General features: G+C 66.4%; 18 protein-coding genes. 15 read left to right on the forward strand and 3 right to left on the reverse strand.

Features of this window, described 5'->3' with window-relative positions; all coding sequences use genetic code 11:
- On the reverse strand, positions 1 to 592 hold a 592-nt coding region (locus L810_RS39540; RefSeq protein WP_042978152.1), incomplete at its 3' end, for a ComF family protein.
- Between the two features lie 81 nt (positions 593 to 673).
- Between L810_RS39540 and L810_RS39545 the strand changes: the two genes are divergently transcribed.
- From L810_RS39545 to L810_RS39580, 8 genes are all read left to right on the forward strand, one after another.
- The gene (locus tag L810_RS39545; RefSeq protein WP_042978153.1) at positions 674 to 1639 is read left to right on the forward strand and encodes a methyltransferase domain-containing protein; all 966 of its coding nucleotides are present in this window, start codon (positions 674 to 676) and stop codon (positions 1637 to 1639) included.
- A gap of 195 nt (positions 1640 to 1834) precedes the next feature.
- Positions 1835 to 2359, forward strand: a complete 525-nt coding sequence (locus L810_RS39550) for a DUF2244 domain-containing protein (protein ID WP_021163744.1) — start codon at positions 1835 to 1837, stop codon at positions 2357 to 2359.
- A gap of 57 nt (positions 2360 to 2416) precedes the next feature.
- Positions 2417 to 4009, forward strand: coding sequence for a cytochrome c oxidase subunit II (coxB, locus tag L810_RS39555; protein WP_021163745.1), 1593 nt, complete (start codon positions 2417 to 2419; stop codon positions 4007 to 4009).
- Between the two features lie 43 nt (positions 4010 to 4052).
- Entirely contained in the window at positions 4053 to 5660 is a 1608-nt protein-coding gene (ctaD, locus tag L810_RS39560; RefSeq protein WP_021163746.1) for a cytochrome c oxidase subunit I, read from the forward strand.
- Positions 5661 to 5740: 80 nt separating this feature from the next.
- Positions 5741 to 5881, forward strand: coding sequence for a cytochrome oxidase small assembly protein (locus L810_RS47850; protein WP_027789063.1), 141 nt, complete (start codon positions 5741 to 5743; stop codon positions 5879 to 5881).
- 35 nt (positions 5882 to 5916) lie between these two features.
- The gene (locus L810_RS39570; protein WP_011353276.1) at positions 5917 to 6525 is read left to right on the forward strand and encodes a cytochrome c oxidase assembly protein; all 609 of its coding nucleotides are present in this window, start codon (positions 5917 to 5919) and stop codon (positions 6523 to 6525) included.
- Between the two features lie 16 nt (positions 6526 to 6541).
- Positions 6542 to 6742 carry a DUF2970 domain-containing protein gene (locus tag L810_RS39575; RefSeq protein WP_021163748.1) on the forward strand — a complete coding sequence of 67 codons (201 nt, stop codon included), beginning with the start codon at positions 6542 to 6544 and terminating at the stop codon, positions 6740 to 6742.
- 159 nt (positions 6743 to 6901) lie between these two features.
- Positions 6902 to 7759 (forward strand): cytochrome c oxidase subunit 3, encoded by an 858-nt coding sequence (locus L810_RS39580; RefSeq protein WP_021163749.1) that lies wholly within the window; start codon positions 6902 to 6904, stop codon positions 7757 to 7759.
- Positions 7760 to 7933: 174 nt separating this feature from the next.
- Here L810_RS39580 and L810_RS39585 read toward each other — a convergent pair whose 3' ends face one another.
- Positions 7934 to 8143: a twin transmembrane helix small protein gene (locus L810_RS39585; protein WP_011353273.1), complete on the reverse strand. Its 210-nt coding sequence runs from the start codon at positions 8141 to 8143 to the stop codon at positions 7934 to 7936.
- Between the two features lie 84 nt (positions 8144 to 8227).
- On the opposite strand from L810_RS39585, the gene L810_RS39590 reads away from it, so the two are divergent.
- From L810_RS39590 to L810_RS39610, 5 genes are read left to right on the forward strand one after another with little or no spacing between them, the layout of a single operon-like run.
- Positions 8228 to 8938, forward strand: a complete 711-nt coding sequence (locus L810_RS39590) for an SURF1 family protein (protein WP_042978157.1) — start codon at positions 8228 to 8230, stop codon at positions 8936 to 8938.
- A gap of 60 nt (positions 8939 to 8998) precedes the next feature.
- Positions 8999 to 9625 (forward strand): SCO family protein, encoded by a 627-nt coding sequence (locus L810_RS39595; protein WP_042978154.1) that lies wholly within the window; start codon positions 8999 to 9001, stop codon positions 9623 to 9625.
- A 24-nt stretch (positions 9626 to 9649) separates the two neighbouring features.
- Positions 9650 to 10762 carry a COX15/CtaA family protein gene (locus L810_RS39600; protein ID WP_021163752.1) on the forward strand — a complete coding sequence of 371 codons (1113 nt, stop codon included), beginning with the start codon at positions 9650 to 9652 and terminating at the stop codon, positions 10760 to 10762.
- Positions 10763 to 10770: 8 nt separating this feature from the next.
- Positions 10771 to 11673: a heme o synthase gene (gene cyoE, locus L810_RS39605; protein ID WP_006477738.1), complete on the forward strand. Its 903-nt coding sequence runs from the start codon at positions 10771 to 10773 to the stop codon at positions 11671 to 11673.
- Positions 11674 to 11691: 18 nt separating this feature from the next.
- Positions 11692 to 12309, forward strand: a complete 618-nt coding sequence (locus L810_RS39610; RefSeq protein ID WP_042978155.1) for an SCO family protein — start codon at positions 11692 to 11694, stop codon at positions 12307 to 12309.
- Positions 12310 to 12453: 144 nt separating this feature from the next.
- On the opposite strand, the gene L810_RS39615 is transcribed toward L810_RS39610, so the two are convergent.
- Positions 12454 to 12744, reverse strand: coding sequence for a YciI family protein (locus L810_RS39615; RefSeq protein ID WP_021163754.1), 291 nt, complete (start codon positions 12742 to 12744; stop codon positions 12454 to 12456).
- Between the two features lie 225 nt (positions 12745 to 12969).
- Here L810_RS39615 and L810_RS39620 point away from each other — a divergent pair, with 225 nt between their 5' ends.
- Both L810_RS39620 and L810_RS39625 read left to right on the forward strand, forming a co-directional pair.
- Positions 12970 to 14604 carry a methyl-accepting chemotaxis protein gene (locus L810_RS39620; protein ID WP_042978158.1) on the forward strand — a complete coding sequence of 545 codons (1635 nt, stop codon included), beginning with the start codon at positions 12970 to 12972 and terminating at the stop codon, positions 14602 to 14604.
- A gap of 204 nt (positions 14605 to 14808) precedes the next feature.
- Positions 14809 to 15513: MetQ/NlpA family ABC transporter substrate-binding protein (locus tag L810_RS39625; protein WP_042978156.1), on the forward strand; the 705-nt coding region annotated here is incomplete at its 3' end.

Below are 15513 nucleotides of genomic sequence, written 5' to 3' on the forward strand. Positions count from 1 at the left end.
GCGCGGTGTCGGCGACGCGTGCGAGCAGCGCCGCATCCGCGCGCACGCCGAGCCGCCGCGCGAGCGGGCGCGCGATCGCCCACGCCTGGTTGTAGCCGCGCGCGACGAGCCGCCGGTGCGACAGCGGCACCGGCGCCACCAGGTCGAAGCCGCCGGCGCCGGGCGTATCGTCGATCAGCCGTGCGAGCCGTGCCGCGAATTCGGTGCCGAGCGCGAGTTGCCGGTGAAACTTCAGGCCGCGCGCGAGCCCGTCGAGCGGCGCGCGGTAATCCGCCAGCGCGAGCGTCGCATCGAACGGCGGCGGTGCCGCACGGCACGCGTCGCAACGGTACGCGGCCGCGCTGCCGGCGTGAGCCCCGCGGGCCCGGTACGAACGCGGTTGCCCGATGCCCAGCGGTATCGCGCAGACGCCGCAGCGCAGCCGCGCTTCGTTCCAGTACGCGGCGTCGCAGGCGATGCAAATCATCGTGTGTGACAAATTGCCGCACAGTGCGCAGCGATTCGGCAGCGCGACCGCGGCGACGCGCGCGGCCAGCGCGCGAACCTGCGACAAAGCGACGCGCATCGTGCGCCGGGCGGAACTGCGGATCATCGCAACACTCCTGACACCCCGCCTCAATGAAGCCTGCGGGGCGAGCGAGTATACTTCGGGCTCTTCGCCAGTGTGCCCGACATGTCCCCAGCTTCGACTTCAACCGGCCGTCCGGCCAATGACGCAAGGCGCCTGCGGCGGATCTTCGACCGCCGCGCCGCCACGTTCGACGCGGTCGCGTTCCTGCCGCGCGAGATCGCGCAGCGGATGAACGAGCGCCTCGAATACATCAAGGTCAGCCCCGCGGCCGTGCTGGACGCGGGCTGCGGCCCCGGGGACGACCTGCCGGCGCTGCGCGCGCGCTTTCCGGAGGCACCCGTATTCGGCGTCGACCTGTCCGGCGCGATGCTCGCGCGAGCCGGTCAGCGCGAGGTCGAGCAGACGAGCTGGCGCCGCTGGCTGCCGGCCTCGCTCGGCCGTGCGCTCGGCCAGCGCGGCCCCCGCGTCGCCCAGGCCGACTTCGCCGCGCTGCCGTTCCCGGGCGGCGCGTTCGACCTGATCTGGTCGAATCTCGCGCTCCACTGGCATTCGCGTCCGGACACGGTGCTGCCCGAATGGCAGCGCGTGCTGCGCGTGAACGGGCTGCTGATGTTCAGCACGCTCGGCCCCGATACGCTGCGCGAACTGCGCGCGGCCTGCGCGGATGCGGAAGCGGCGCTCGGCATCGTGCCGTCCGCCGCGCGCGTGATCGATTTCGTCGACATGCACGACCTCGGCGACATGCTCGTCGAGAGCGGCTTCGAGATTCCCGTGATGGATCAGGAAGTGCTGACCGTCACCTACAAGACCCCCGATTCCCTGCTGGCCGACGTGCGCCGCTGGGGCGCCTATCCGTTCGAGCGCGAGGCGCCGCAGCGCGCGACCCGGCGCTTTCGCGCGGCGCTCGGCGACGCGCTGGAGGCGCGCCGGCGCGCGGACGGCACGATCGCCCTGACGTTCGAAGTGATCTACGGCCACGCGTGGAAGGCCGTGCCGCGCACGACCGCCGAGGGGCACGGGATCGTGCGCATCGAGGACATCGGAAAGGGGCGTCCGAAGAATCGGTAGAGCGGTAAAGAGGGGTTTTGTTATGTCTGAAATTAGCGGCGCAAAGCGGGGTCGAATTGGCGCCTGAAATGGCCGGAAAGCTTGTCGCGCTTGGCTTGCGGGGCGATAGCCGCTTGCTTGTGGATGCCATTGAACCCGCCTATAATGCGTCAGCTTGTCGTCCCGGGGTCCCCGCAATACGGGGCGACGAGTCCGATGCAGGCATGCATCGCATGCCATTCGCGTGAGGCGGCGATGGAAGCAGCGAGGGTTTTGGCGGAGACGACGAACGGCGAGCCGGTCCTCGAAGACTGGCTGATGAAACGCAACTGTTCGGCGTCGCCGCGCCAGTTCGTGCTGTTTTACGCGTCGCTCGCGGGCTTCTCGCTGGTGATCGCGACATTGCTGATGTGGCGGGGGGCCTGGCTCGTCATGCCCTTCACCGGAATCGAGTTGCTGGCGGTGGGTGTCGCATTTGCGATCTATGCTCGCCATGCGGTCGATTACGAGCGCATCAGGCTGTATCCGCACCGGCTCGTGATCGAGCGGATGGATGCGGAGCGGCTCACGCAGATCGAATTCAACCCGCGCTGGGTGCGGGTCGAGCCGGGTGCGACGCCACGCGATCCGATTCGGCTGGTATCGCGCGGGCAGACCGTCGTAATCGGGCAGCATCTCGCGCAGTACAAGCGTGCGCAGTTCGCCGACGAACTGCGTGCATCGCTCAGGCGCTGCGGCTGACGAGGCGCGGGCACTGGCCGGAAACGGGCCGGGGGCTTGCGACGGGGGAGGGTTTGAATGGAAATTTTGGGTAAGGATGCTATGAAAACAATCAAGCGAGCCCTCACGGGCGTGCTGGCATGCAGCGGATTGCTCTTTGCCGGTGCCGCCCTGGCGGTCGGTGATAGCCCGGGCGGCCCCCGCGTCAACGAGATCAACTTTCAGCCGCCGGTCACGAAAATCGCCGAGGAGCTCTACGATCTCCACACGATGATGCTGATCCTGTGTACGGTGATCTTCGTCGGCGTGTTCGGTGTGATGTTCTATTCGATCTTCGCGCACCGCAAATCCAAGGGCCACAAGGCCGCCAATTTCCATGAAAGCACGACCGTCGAGATCATCTGGACGATCGTGCCGTTCGTCATCGTCGTGCTGATGGCGCTGCCGGCGACGAAGGCCGTCGTCGCGATGAAGGACACGACCAACGCCGATCTCACGATCAAGGTCACCGGCTACCAGTGGAAGTGGGGCTACGACTACGTGAAGGGCCCGGGCGAGGGCATCGGCTTCCTGTCGACGCTGTCCACCCCGCGTGACGAAGTGATGGGCAAGAAGCCGATCACCGACACCTACCTGCAGGAAGTCGACAACCCGCTCGTCGTGCCGGTCAACAAGAAGATCCGCATCATCACGACCGCGAACGACGTCGTCCACTCGTGGTACGTGCCCGCGTTCGGCGTGAAGCAGGATGCGATCCCCGGCTTCGTGCGCGACACGTGGTTCAAGGCCGACAAGGTCGGTACGTTCCGCGGTTTCTGTACCGAGCTGTGCGGCAAGGAACACGCGTACATGCCGGTCGTCGTCGAAGTCCTGTCGGACGACGACTACGCGAAGTGGGTCACCGCGCAGAAGGCCAAGCTGGCCGGCGCCGCAGTCGATCCGAACAAGGTCTACACGATGGCCGAACTCGTCGCGCACGGCGAGGAAGTCTACAAGGCGAACTGCGCGGCCTGCCACCAGGTGAGCGGCAAGGGCCTCGGCGCATTCCCGGCCATGGACGGCAGCCCGATCGTGAACGGCCCGATCGCCGGCCACGTCGAGCGCGTGCTGCACGGCAAGGGCGCGATGCCGTCGTGGGCGTCGCTGTCGGATCTCGACATCGCTTCGGTCATCACGTACGAACGCAACTCGTGGGGCAACCACAAGAACGACCTGCTGCAGCCGAAGCAAGTGGCCGACGCGCGTAACGGCAAGATGCCGGAAGACGCGGCGGGCGCGGCAGCGGCAGAGGCAGCTTCGGCACCGGCGCAAGCCGCGTCGGGCGCCGCTGAACAGCCGGCGGCGGCAGCGGCATCGGCCGCGCTGTCGACGATCTACTTCGAGACGGGCAAGAGCGTGCTGCCTGCCGACGCGAAAGCGGCGATCGCCGCCGCGGCCGACTATGCGAAGGCACATCCGGACGCGAAGCTCGCGCTGTCGGGCTTCACCGACAAGACGGGCTCGGCCGACGCGAACGCCGAACTGGCGAAGCATCGCGCGCAAGCCGTGCGCGACGCGCTGAAGGCAGCAGGCGTGGCGGAAGACCACATTATTCTCAAAAAGCCGGAAACGATCACGGGCGGGGCGGACGCGAAGGAAGCCCGGCGTGTCGAGATCGGGCCGGCGGCTTGACGTGTCGCTGAGTTAGTCGACGTATTCGCATTAGGAGATTCTCATGTCTAGCATCGGGCACGACGTAGCCGCGGACCACGCGCACGACGACCACGCGCACGAAATGCCGCACGGCTGGCGGCGCTGGCTGTTCGCCACCAACCACAAGGACATCGGTACGCTGTACCTGCTGTTCTCGTTCATCATGTTCCTGTCGGGCGGCGTGATGGCCCTCGGCATCCGGGCTGAGCTGTTCGAGCCGGGCCTGCAGATCATGCGTCCGGAGTTCTTCAACGAACTCACGACGATGCACGGCCTGATCATGGTGTTCGGCGCGATCATGCCGGCGTTCGTCGGCTTCGCGAACTGGATGATTCCGCTGCAGATCGGCGCATCCGACATGGCGTTCGCGCGGATGAACAACTTCAGCTTCTGGCTGCTGCCGGTCGCTGCCGTGCTGCTGGTCGGTTCGTTCTTCGCGCCGGGCGGCGCGACGGCCGCCGGCTGGACGCTGTACGCGCCGCTGTCGACGCAGATGGGCCCGGGCATGGACTTCGCGATCTTCGCGGTGCACATCATGGGTGCGTCGTCGATCATGGGCGGGATCAACATCGTCGTGACGATCCTGAACATGCGCGCACCGGGCATGACGCTGATGAAGATGCCGATGTTCGCATGGACGTGGCTGATCACGGCGTACCTGCTGATCGCGGTGATGCCGGTTCTGGCGGGCGCGATCACGATGGTGCTGTTCGACCGTCACTTCGGCACGTCGTTCTTCAACGCGGCAGGCGGCGGCGACCCGGTGATGTACCAGCACATCTTCTGGTTCTTCGGCCACCCCGAGGTGTACATCATGATTCTGCCGGCGTTCGGGATCGTGTCGCAGGTGATCCCGGCGTTCGCACGCAAGACGCTGTTCGGCTATAGCTCGATGGTGTACGCGACGGCTTCGATCGCGATCCTGTCGTTCATGGTCTGGGCGCACCACATGTTCGCAACGGGCATGCCGGTCACCGGCCAGCTGTTCTTCATGTACGCGACGATGCTGATCGCGGTGCCGACGGGCGTGAAGGTGTTCAACTGGCTCGCGACGATGTGGCGCGGCTCGATGACCTTCGAAACCCCGATGCTGTTCGCGATCGGCTTCCTGTTCGTGTTCACGTTCGGCGGCCTCACGGGCCTGATGCTTGCGATGGCGCCGCTCGACATCCAGTATCACGGCACCTACTTCGTGGTCGCGCACTTCCACTACGTGCTGGTGGCCGGCTCGCTGTTCGCGCTGTTCTCGGGCTGGTACTACTGGGCGCCGAAGTGGACGGGCTGGATGTACAACGAGACGCGCGGCAAGATCCACTTCTGGGCGTCGATGATCTTCTTCAACCTGACGTTCTTCCCGATGCACTTCGTCGGTCTCGCCGGCATGCCGCGTCGTTATGCGGACTACCCGGCGCAGTTCACGGACTTCAACCAGGTCGCAACGATCGGCGCATTCGGCTTCGGCCTCGCGCAGGTGTACTTCCTGTTCGCGGTCGCGCTGCCGGCCTACCGTGGCGGCGGCGAGCTGGAAAAGGCGTCGGACAAGCCGTGGGACGGCGCGACGGGCCTCGAGTGGACGGTGCCGAGCCCGGCTCCCTTCCATACGTTCGAGCAACCGCCGCACGTCGAATAAGTTTCACCCTGCGCTCCGCCGTTGCCTGCCGCGCAGGCAGGCGCGGCGGGCGCGGAATTGAAATGTCAGCGAAGTTTCAGATGAACCGGAATCCACAACAAAGACGAACGCCCGAGCAGATCCGCGCGGGCAACAAGCGGCTCGGCCTCATCCTGCTCGTCATCGCCGCCGTTTTTTTTGTGGGTGTCGTGATCAAGCAGTGGTGGCTGTCCACTCACTGATGCAGCAACAGACGCAGTAGCGAGGAAGTTGTCGTATGTCGAAGCCGGAAGAGGGCGCCGTCGATCGCGCGTTCAATCGTTCGATGCTGGTGAAGCTCTTCGTCGTGGCCGGGCTGATGTTCGGTTTCGGCTTCGCGCTGATCCCGATGTACCGGGCGATCTGCCAGATCACCGGCATCAACAACCTGGTGCAGCGCGATGTGAGCGAGCGCGAGGTGAAGAATTCGCAGGTCGACACCAGCCGCACGGTGTCGGTCGAGTTCGACGCGAATGCGCGCGGCCCGCTCGGTTTCAAGCCGGAGCACAACAGCCTCGACGTGCATCCGGGGGAGCTGACGACGATCGTGTACGACGTGACGAACGGGCAGGGCAGGCCGGTCGTTGCACAGGCGATTCCGAGCTACGCGCCGAAGCAGGCGACGGAGTTCTTCAAGAAGATCGAGTGCTTTTGCTTTACGCAGCAGACGCTGGCCGCGAACGAATCGCGCAAGATGCCGGTGGTGTTCGTGATCGATCCGAAACTGCCGAAGGACGTGAAGACGATCACGCTGTCTTACACGTTCTTCGAGCTGAATACGCCGGCCACGCCGGCGCCGGCGCCGGGCAAGACCGCGGCGCAGGGCGCGGCGAAGCCGGACGCATGACGACGGAGGCGGGGCGATGACGGAGGTCAAGCGGGGCGGGTCGTTCGGTCAGGCGCTGAAGGCCGTGCTGTGGTCGTTCTTCGGGGTGCGCAAGCGGCGCGACCTGGAGGCCGACGCGACGCAGCTGAATCCGCTGCACGTGCTGATCGTCGCGTTGCTGGCGGCCGGTGTGTTCATCGGCGTGCTGATCCTGATCGTGCGTGCCGTCGTGGGCTGAGGTGCGCGGCTAGCGGCTAGCGGCCCACGGTCACGAAAGAATGCAGTGCGCGGCGCCACGGCGCCGCGTGCAGGAAAGAGCGGTGGCGGTCACGCCGCGCAAGAAATAAAGCCGGAGCGGTTTCCGGTACACAAATTGGACAGAAGTGGAGAATCAAGCATGAGCGGTCAAAACCAGACCCCGTACTATTTCGTGCCGCATCCGTCGCACCATCCGATCAGTGCGGCCACCGGCCTGCTGGTCATGCTCGGATCGGCGGCGCTGTGGATCAACGGTCACGACTGGGCGCCGTTTACGGCACTGCTCGGCCTGCTGTGGTTGCTCTTCACGCTGTATCACTGGTTCGGCGACGCGATCGCCGAGTCGGAAGGCGGTCATTACGGCAAGAACGTCGACAAGTCGTACCGCTGGAGCATGAGCTGGTTCATCTTCTCGGAAGTCATGTTCTTCGGCGCGTTCTTCGGCGCGCTGTTCTATGCACGTGAAATCGCGCTGCACCAACTCGGCAGCCTCGACTACAAGCTGATCTGGCCGGATTTCTCCGCCGTGTGGCCGAACGAAGGCCCGGCAGCACTCGCCGGTCACTTCAAGACGATGGGCCCGTGGCCGATCCCGACGCTGAACACCGCGTTCCTGCTGTCGTCGGGCGTGACGCTGACGATCTCGCACCACGCGCTGCGTGACGACCATCGCAAGAAGGCGATCGCATGGCTGGCCGCGACGCTCGTGTTCGGTATCTGCTTCCTGTTCCTGCAGGGCTTCGAGTACTACCACGCGTACAACGAACTGAACCTGACGCTGAACTCGGGCGTGTACGGTTCGACGTTCTTCCTGCTGACGGGCTTCCACGGTTTCCACGTGTTCCTCGGCGGCACGATGCTCGCGGTGGTGCTGGTGCGGATGATCCGCGGCCACTTCAAGCCCGATCATCACTTCGCATTCGAAGGCGCCGCCTGGTACTGGCACTTCGTCGACGTCGTCTGGCTCGGCCTGTACGTCGTCGTCTACTGGCTGTAAATGGAAAAACGGCCCGCGCAGCAATGCGCGGGCCGTTTTCATTGGTGTCGTGGGCGCGGCAGCGAAGCTGCGAGCGACACCACCCTGGCGCCGCCGCGACTCAGTCAGGCGGCGCTTTTGCTTGGTGGCGCGGCCGTGCGGCGAAATGTCACAGCGGCGGCCACGGCAGCGGCATCAACGCCCGATCGGCAGGCCGGTCGAATGGATCCAGCCCATCCAGTTCGCGATCAGGATGAGCAGGAACAGCGAGACCGACAGCCCGACGCGGGTGGCGAGCGACCAGACCATGCGTTTCGTGTGGCCGCGGTCGTGCATCATGAAGTAGAGCGCCGAGCCCATGCTGGCAATGATGAGGACGAAGGCGATGGGAACGAGTATGTGCATGACACGAACCGGACGACGGCAATTCGGAAGGAAGAGGATAATTATCGCACTTCGCATTCCGGCACATGCCGGGCGGGCCGCATGATGAAGATTCGCTGGCTGCCTGCGCTGCTGATTCTCGTCGTCGTCGCGGTCACGATCCGTCTCGGTTTCTGGCAGCGCGACCGCGCGCACCAGAAGGAAGCGCTGCAGGCGAGCATCGAGCGCTACGAGCAGGCGGCGCCCGTCGACGTCGGCGCGCAGCCGATGCCGCTCGCGTCGATCGAGTTTCACCGCGTGCGGGCGAAGGGTCGTTTCCTGCCTGAACAGGCGGTGTTCCTCGACAATCGGCCGTATAACGACCAGCCGGGTTTTTACGTCGTGATGCCGTTTAAACTCACGGGCGGCGGCGTCGTGCTCGTGAACCGCGGCTGGCTGCCGCGCAATATCGCCGATCGCACGGCGATCGAGCCGTTCGCGACGCCGGCGGGCGACGTCGAGATCGTGGGCATCGCGCGTGCCGACGCGTCGCGTGCGTTCGAGCTCGGCGAAGGCGGGTCGGCGGCGCACCAGAAGATCCGGCAGAACCTGGACGTCGCCGCGTATGCGAAGGAAACCGGGCTGCCGCTGCAGCCGTTCGTGATCCAGCAGACGAGCGACGACGGCGACAAGCTCGTGCGCGACTGGCCGGCGGCGACGACCGGCGTCGAGCGCAATTACGGTTACATGTTTCAGTGGTGGGCGATGGCGGCGGCCGCGCTCGGCTTCGGCCTGTACGCCGCGCGGCGTGCGGCGAAGAAGTCGTCCGGCGCGTGAGCGCCATGCCAGGACGCGGCGCCGGCGCCGCGGGTTCGTTTCGAGAGGTCTGATTTGTCCATGCAATCTTCCCGTCAGGGTTCGGCCGCTGCGCCGATGTCGCCGGCGGCCCGCAAGCGCGGCCGCTGGATGCTCGTGCTGCTGGGTCTCGTGTGCGCGGCACCGATGATCGCGTCGTACTTCACCTATTACGTGATCAAGCCGAAGGGCGGCTCGACGAACTACGGCACGCTGATCGAGCCGCAGCGTCCGATCCCCGCGGATCTGCAGGTGACCGACGAAACCGGCAAGACCGTGCCGCTGTCGTCGCTGCGCGGCGTGTGGCTGTTCGTGATGACCGACCGCAGCGCGTGTGACGACGCATGCGCGCAGAAGCTCTATTTCATGCGCCAGATCCGCGTCACGCAGGCAGGCGAGCGGCACCGGATCACGATGGTGTGGCTGCGCAGCGATGCGGGCGCGATGCCGCAGAAGGTGCTCGACGCGTATCCCGACACGCGCCGCCTCGTCGCCGATCCAGCCGCGGTGGCCGCATGGCTGCCGGCCGATGCCGGCACGAAGGACAGCGACCACCTCTACTTGGTCGACCCGAACGGCAACCTGATGATGCGTTTCCCGAAGGATCCGAACCCCAGCAAGATCAAGTCGGACGTGACGAAGCTGCTGAAGTGGTCGAGCATCGGCTAAGGCAAGACGAGAGGCAAAGAACCGATGTCGTATCTACTGCAACTCGGCCTGATCGGCCTGTGCATCGCGCTGCTGCCGCTGTCGTACGTGTGGGTGAAGGCCGACGACAACAAGTTTCGCAAGCTGGTGTGGATCACCACCTTCCTGACGCTCGACCTCGTGATGTTCGGCGGCTTCACGCGGCTGACCGACTCGGGGCTCGGCTGCCCTGACTGGCCGGGCTGCTACGGCACGTCGTCGCCGTTCATCGCGCACGCCGCGATCACTGCCGCGCATCAGGCGATGCCGACGGGCCCCGTCAGCATGACGAAGGCGTGGATCGAGATGATCCACCGCTATTTCGCAATGGCGATCGGCGTGCTGATCATCGCGCAGGTCGTGATCGCGTGGTCCGCGAGGCTGCGCCGCCGCCCGCTGCACGTGTCGCCGTGGTGGCCGACGAGCCTGCTGCTGCTGATCCTCGTGCAGGGCGCGTTCGGCGCGTGGACGGTCACGATGAAGCTGCAGCCGGTGATCGTCACGATTCACCTGCTGCTCGGCCTGACGCTGCTCGGCACGCTCGGGTGGCTTGCGGCGCGGCAGACGCCGCTGCCGTCGTACGATCCGGAAGCCGGCCGCTATCGCGCGGCCGCGCTCGCGGCGCTCGTGCTGCTGGTCGTGCAGATCGCGCTCGGCGGCTGGGTGAGCACCAACTACGCGGTGCTCGCATGCACCGACTTCCCGACCTGCAACGGCCAGTGGATTCCGCCGATGGACTTCCAGCACGGCTTCCACCTGTGGCGCGCGCTCGGGATGACGAAGGACGGCGACGCGATCACGCAGGACGCGCTGGTCGCGATCCACTGGACGCACCGCACGTTCGCGTTCGTCGTGGTCGCGTATCTGGTTGCGTTCGCGCTGAAGATGCGCCGCTTCGAATCGCTGCGGCGGCCCGCGAACGGCGTGCTGCTGGTCGTCCTGCTGCAGTTCGTGACGGGCCTGACCAACATCGTGCTGCAGTGGCCGCTGCCGGTCGCCGTCGCGCACAACGGCGGGGCCGCGATCCTGCTGCTGCTCGTCGTCATGTTAAACTTTCGCATCCTTTCAAGCCGCCCCGGCCGTGTCGCGCAGCCTGCGCGCGACGCCGCCCCGGCGTGACCGCCCCCATGCAAAGCACCCTCTCCCAATCGCCCGGTAGCCGCTTTTCCCAGTACATGGCGCTGACGAAGCCGCGTGTCACGCAGCTCGCGGTGTTCTGCGCGGTGATCGGCATGTTCCTCGCGACGCCGGGCATGGTGCCGTGGCACGTGCTGATCGGCGGTACGGTCGGCATCTGGCTGCTGGCCGGCGCGGCGTTCGCGATCAACTGCCTCGTCGAACAGAAGATCGACGCGATGATGCGTCGTACCGCGTGGCGCCCGTCCGCGCGCGGCGAGATCACGACGCCGCAGATCCTGCTGTTCTCGGCCGTGCTCGGCAGCGTCGGCGCATGGACGCTCTATACGTTCACGAACCCGCTGACGATGTGGCTGACGATCGCCACCTTCGTCGGTTATGCGGTGATCTACACGCTGCTGCTCAAGCCGATGACGCCGCAGAACATCGTGATCGGTGGCGCGTCGGGTGCGATGCCGCCGGCGCTCGGGTGGGCCGCGGTCACCGGCGCGGTGCCGGGCGACGCGTGGATCCTCGTGCTGATCATCTTCGTGTGGACGCCGCCGCATTTCTGGGTGCTCGCGCTGTATCGCCGCAAGGATTACGAAAACGCGGGGCTGCCGATGCTGCCCGTCACGCACGGCGAGAAGTTCACGCGGCTGCACATCCTGCTGTACACGGTGATCCTGTTCGCGGTCACGCTGATGCCGTTCATCTCCGGGATGAGCGGGGCCGTCTACCTGACGAGCGCGGTGCTGCTCGGCGCGGTGTTCCTCGCGTATGCGTGGAAGATCCATCGCGACTATTCGGACGAACTCGCCCGCAAGGCCTTCCGCTACTCGATCGTCTACCTGTCGCTGCTGTTTGCCGCGCTGCTCGTCGATCACTATGCACGCCCGCTGCTCGGCGTGTAACCGCACGGTTTGAACGCAATGCTCCAATCACGGTTCGGGCGCCGCGCGCGCCAAGGCTGGATGCTCGCATGCGCATTCACGGCAGCGCTGCTGCTCGCCGGATGCGACAACGCGCCGAAATTCCAGAATCTCGACATCACCGGCAACACGCAGTTCGGCAGCGACTTCTCGCTGCCCGATACGGCCGGCAAGGTGCGCACGCTCGGCGATTTCAAGGGCAAGGCCGTCGTGATGTTCTTCGGTTACACGCACTGCCCGGACGTGTGCCCGACGACGATGGCCGAGCTGTCCGAAGCGTTGAAGCAGCTCGGGCCCGATGCCGCGAAACGCGTGCAGGTGCTGTTCGTCACCGTCGACCCGGAGCGTGACACGCCGGCGCTGCTCGGCCAGTACGTGCCCGCGTTCGATCCGTCGTTCATCGGCCTGCGGCCGGCCGACGAAGCCGCGCTGAAGAAGGTCACGAAGGATTTCCGCGTGTACTACGCGAAGGTGCCCGGCAAGACGCCCGGCAGCTACACGATGGATCACACCGCCGCGAGCTACGTGTTCGACCGCGACGGCAAGCTGCGCCTGTTCGTGCGTGACGGCCAGGGCCCCGGCCCGTGGGTCCACGACCTGAAGCTGCTGGTCGACTGACCGGCCGCCGCCGGGCGCCCGGCCCGGCGTTGCGCGTGACGGCCGTCACGCGCCGTCACCCTGGTTCTCTCCTCGTTGTTCGCATGCGCCGCCCGTCGGGCGGCGTGTCGGCGCGCGCGCATCGCGCCCGCGTCGCATGTCGCGTTACGGCAGCGCGGGTACGTTGAAGCCGGATGCGGCACGCGTGATCCGGAATTCCGTCACGCGATACGTGGCAAGCCCCTCGGTGACGAACGGATCGGTCTTCAGGATCGCGTCGAGCTCGTCGCGATCGATGCGGGCCGCGAGGATCACGCCGCCTTCGCGCGGCACTTTCGGCCCGGCCGCGATGAAGATGCCCTTGTCGAACTGCGGCTGCAGGAATGCGCGATGGCGTTCGAGCGCATCGTCGATATGTTCGAGCGATGCGGTGTAGTGGATGTCGATGACGTACATGGATGGCCCCCGGAATGGTGCCGGCTCCTCGTGTGCCGGCCAGCCGGTCTTTTTAGCACAGCGGATGCGGGCTGTCGCGCTGCGGGCGGCCGGCCGACCGGCGGTTTGCCGCACCCGCGCGTATTCAAGTTGTAAGCCTCGGTGCCGTAAATAAAAAGGCAAGCGTTTGCGCGGGGCGGGCCGTTCGCGCGCAGCGTGCGCATCGACATCGACAAAGGCACGCAGATGAGCAGAATGAGTTTGAACCGCAAGCTGTGGCTCGCGCTTGCGCTGGTATGGATCGGTCTCCTGGGCGTCGGCGCATGGAGCGCATACGAGACGCGCGCGACGATGCTCGCCGAACGCAAGGCAGGCATCGCGAATCTCGTCGACTCGGCGGCCGGCATCGTGAAGGCGTATCACGCACTCGCGCAGGGCGGCACGCTGCCCGAGGCCGACGCGAAGCGCGACGCGCTCGCGAGCCTGGCCGCGATGCGCTATGGCGATTCGGGCTACGTGTTCGTGATGGACTCGAAGCCGGTCGTGCTGATGCATCCGACGCTGCCGAAGCTGGTCGGCACGCAGGTCGGCGACTATCTCGACCCGGACGGCAAGCCGCTGTTCGTCACGATCCTGAACGCCGCGAAGGAAACCGGCAGCGGCTTCGCCGAGTACCGCGGGCGCCTGCCGCACAGCGAAACCGCCGTGCCGAAGATCAGCTACGTCACGCGCTTCACGCCGTGGGACTGGAACATCTCGAGCGGCGTCTTCCTGAAGGACATCGACACCATCTATTACCGGACGCTGCTCGGCCACCTCGCGGTCGTGTTCGTGATCGGCTTCGTGATCAGCGCGGCGATGCTGGTGATCATCCGCAACGTGCGCGGCAGCCTCGGCGGCGAGCCCGACGAAGCGGCCGCGCTCGCGGCGCGCATCGCGCAGGGCGACCTGACGCAGCCGGTGCCCGTGCGCGTAGGCGACCGTACGAGCATGATGGCCGCGATGCACGACATGCAGGCCCGCCTGCAGGCGACGATCGGCGGGATTCGCCAGTCGGCCGGATCGATCGCGTCGGCGAGCCGCCAGATCTCCGCCGGCAACGACGACCTGTCGCAGCGCACCGAGGAGCAGGCCGCGTCGCTGGAGGAAACCGCCGCGAGCATGGAGCAGCTGACCGCGACGGTGAAGCAGAACGCCGACAACGCGCGACAGGCGAGCGGGCTCGCGAACAACGCATCGGAGATCGCGCGCACGGGGAGCGACGTCGTGAACCGCGTGATCGGCACGATGGGCGAGATCGACGACAGCTCGCGCAAGATCGCCGACATCATCGGCGTGATCGAGGGCATCGCGTTCCAGACCAACATCCTCGCGCTGAACGCGGCGGTCGAAGCCGCGCGCGCGGGCGAGCAGGGCCGCGGCTTCGCGGTGGTCGCGGGCGAAGTGCGCTCGCTCGCGCAGCGCAGCGCGACGGCTGCGAAGGAGATCCGCGAGCTGATCGTCGACTCGGTCGAGCGCGTGCGCAACGGCTCGACGCTGGTCGGCCAGGCCGGCACGACGATGGGCGAGATCCTGCAGGCCGTCGCGCGCGTGACCGACATCATGGGCGAGATCGCGGCCGCGTCCGAGGAGCAGGCGAGCGGCATCACGCAGGTCGGGCGCGCGGTCGCGCAGATGGACCAGGTCACGCAGCAGAACGCCGCGCTCGTCGAAGAAGCGGCGGCCGCCGCGCAGTCGCTGCAGGAACAGGCCGCGCGGCTGCGCGATGCGGTCGGCGCGTTCCGGGTCGTCGATGCAGACGGCCTGTCGCCGCGCCGGGCCGGCGGGCAGAGGGGCGAGCCTGCATTCGGCACGAAGGCGGCCGACCATGCGGCGGCGTGACGCGCACCGGCTGACGCGCACGTCGCCCAAACGCAACTAACGGCCGAGTCGCGCAGCTTCCGCCGGCACCGCTGCGGTGCATACCCATATGAGCGGGATGTATTTCACTTCCCGCCGATCCTGTGACACCATTTGCCCCTTCCTGCGAGTCGGGGCTTACCCGTATCGCGCCCTATTTCCAGTAAGCAAGAAAGCGAGAAACAGATGAAGCGTCGCAGTCTCCTGAAGGTATTTTCCGTGCTGGCCACCGGCGCAGCGCTGACGCTGTCGGCAGGCGCGCACGCCGAAGACAAGGTGATCAAGGTCGGCACGGTGGCCGGCCCGGATGCGGAAGTGTGGCAGCTCGTGCAGAAGGTCGCGAAGGAGAAGGAAGGCCTGAACGTGAAGGTCATCGAGTTCAACGACTACGTGCAGCCGAACGCGGCGCTCGATTCGGGCGACCTCGACGCGAACAGCTTCCAGCACCAGCCCTACCTCGACAGCCAGGTGAAGCAGCGCGGCTACAAGATCGTCAGCGCGGGCCTGACCTACATCTCGCCGATCGGCGTGTACTCGAAGAAGTTCAAGACGCTGAAGGACCTGCCGCAAGGCGCGAAGCTCGCGGTGCCGAACGATCCGTCGAACGAGAACCGCGCGCTGCTGCTGCTGCAGACGCAAGGCGTGATCAAGCTGAAGGCGGGCGCCGGCACGGGCGGCAACAACGCGACGGTGCTCGACATCGCCGAGAACCCGAAGAAGCTGAAGATCTCCGAACTCGACGCCGCGCAACTGCCGCGCGTGCTGTCGGACGTCGACGCGGCCGTGATCAACACGAACTACGCGCTCGCCGCGAACCTGCAGCCGACCAAGGACGCGATCGCGCTCGAATCGCTGACGAGCCCGTACGCGAACCTGATCGCCGTGCGCGCG

The organism is Burkholderia sp. AU4i (genome assembly GCF_000466765.1).
Taxonomy (GTDB): domain Bacteria; phylum Pseudomonadota; class Gammaproteobacteria; order Burkholderiales; family Burkholderiaceae; genus Burkholderia; species Burkholderia cepacia.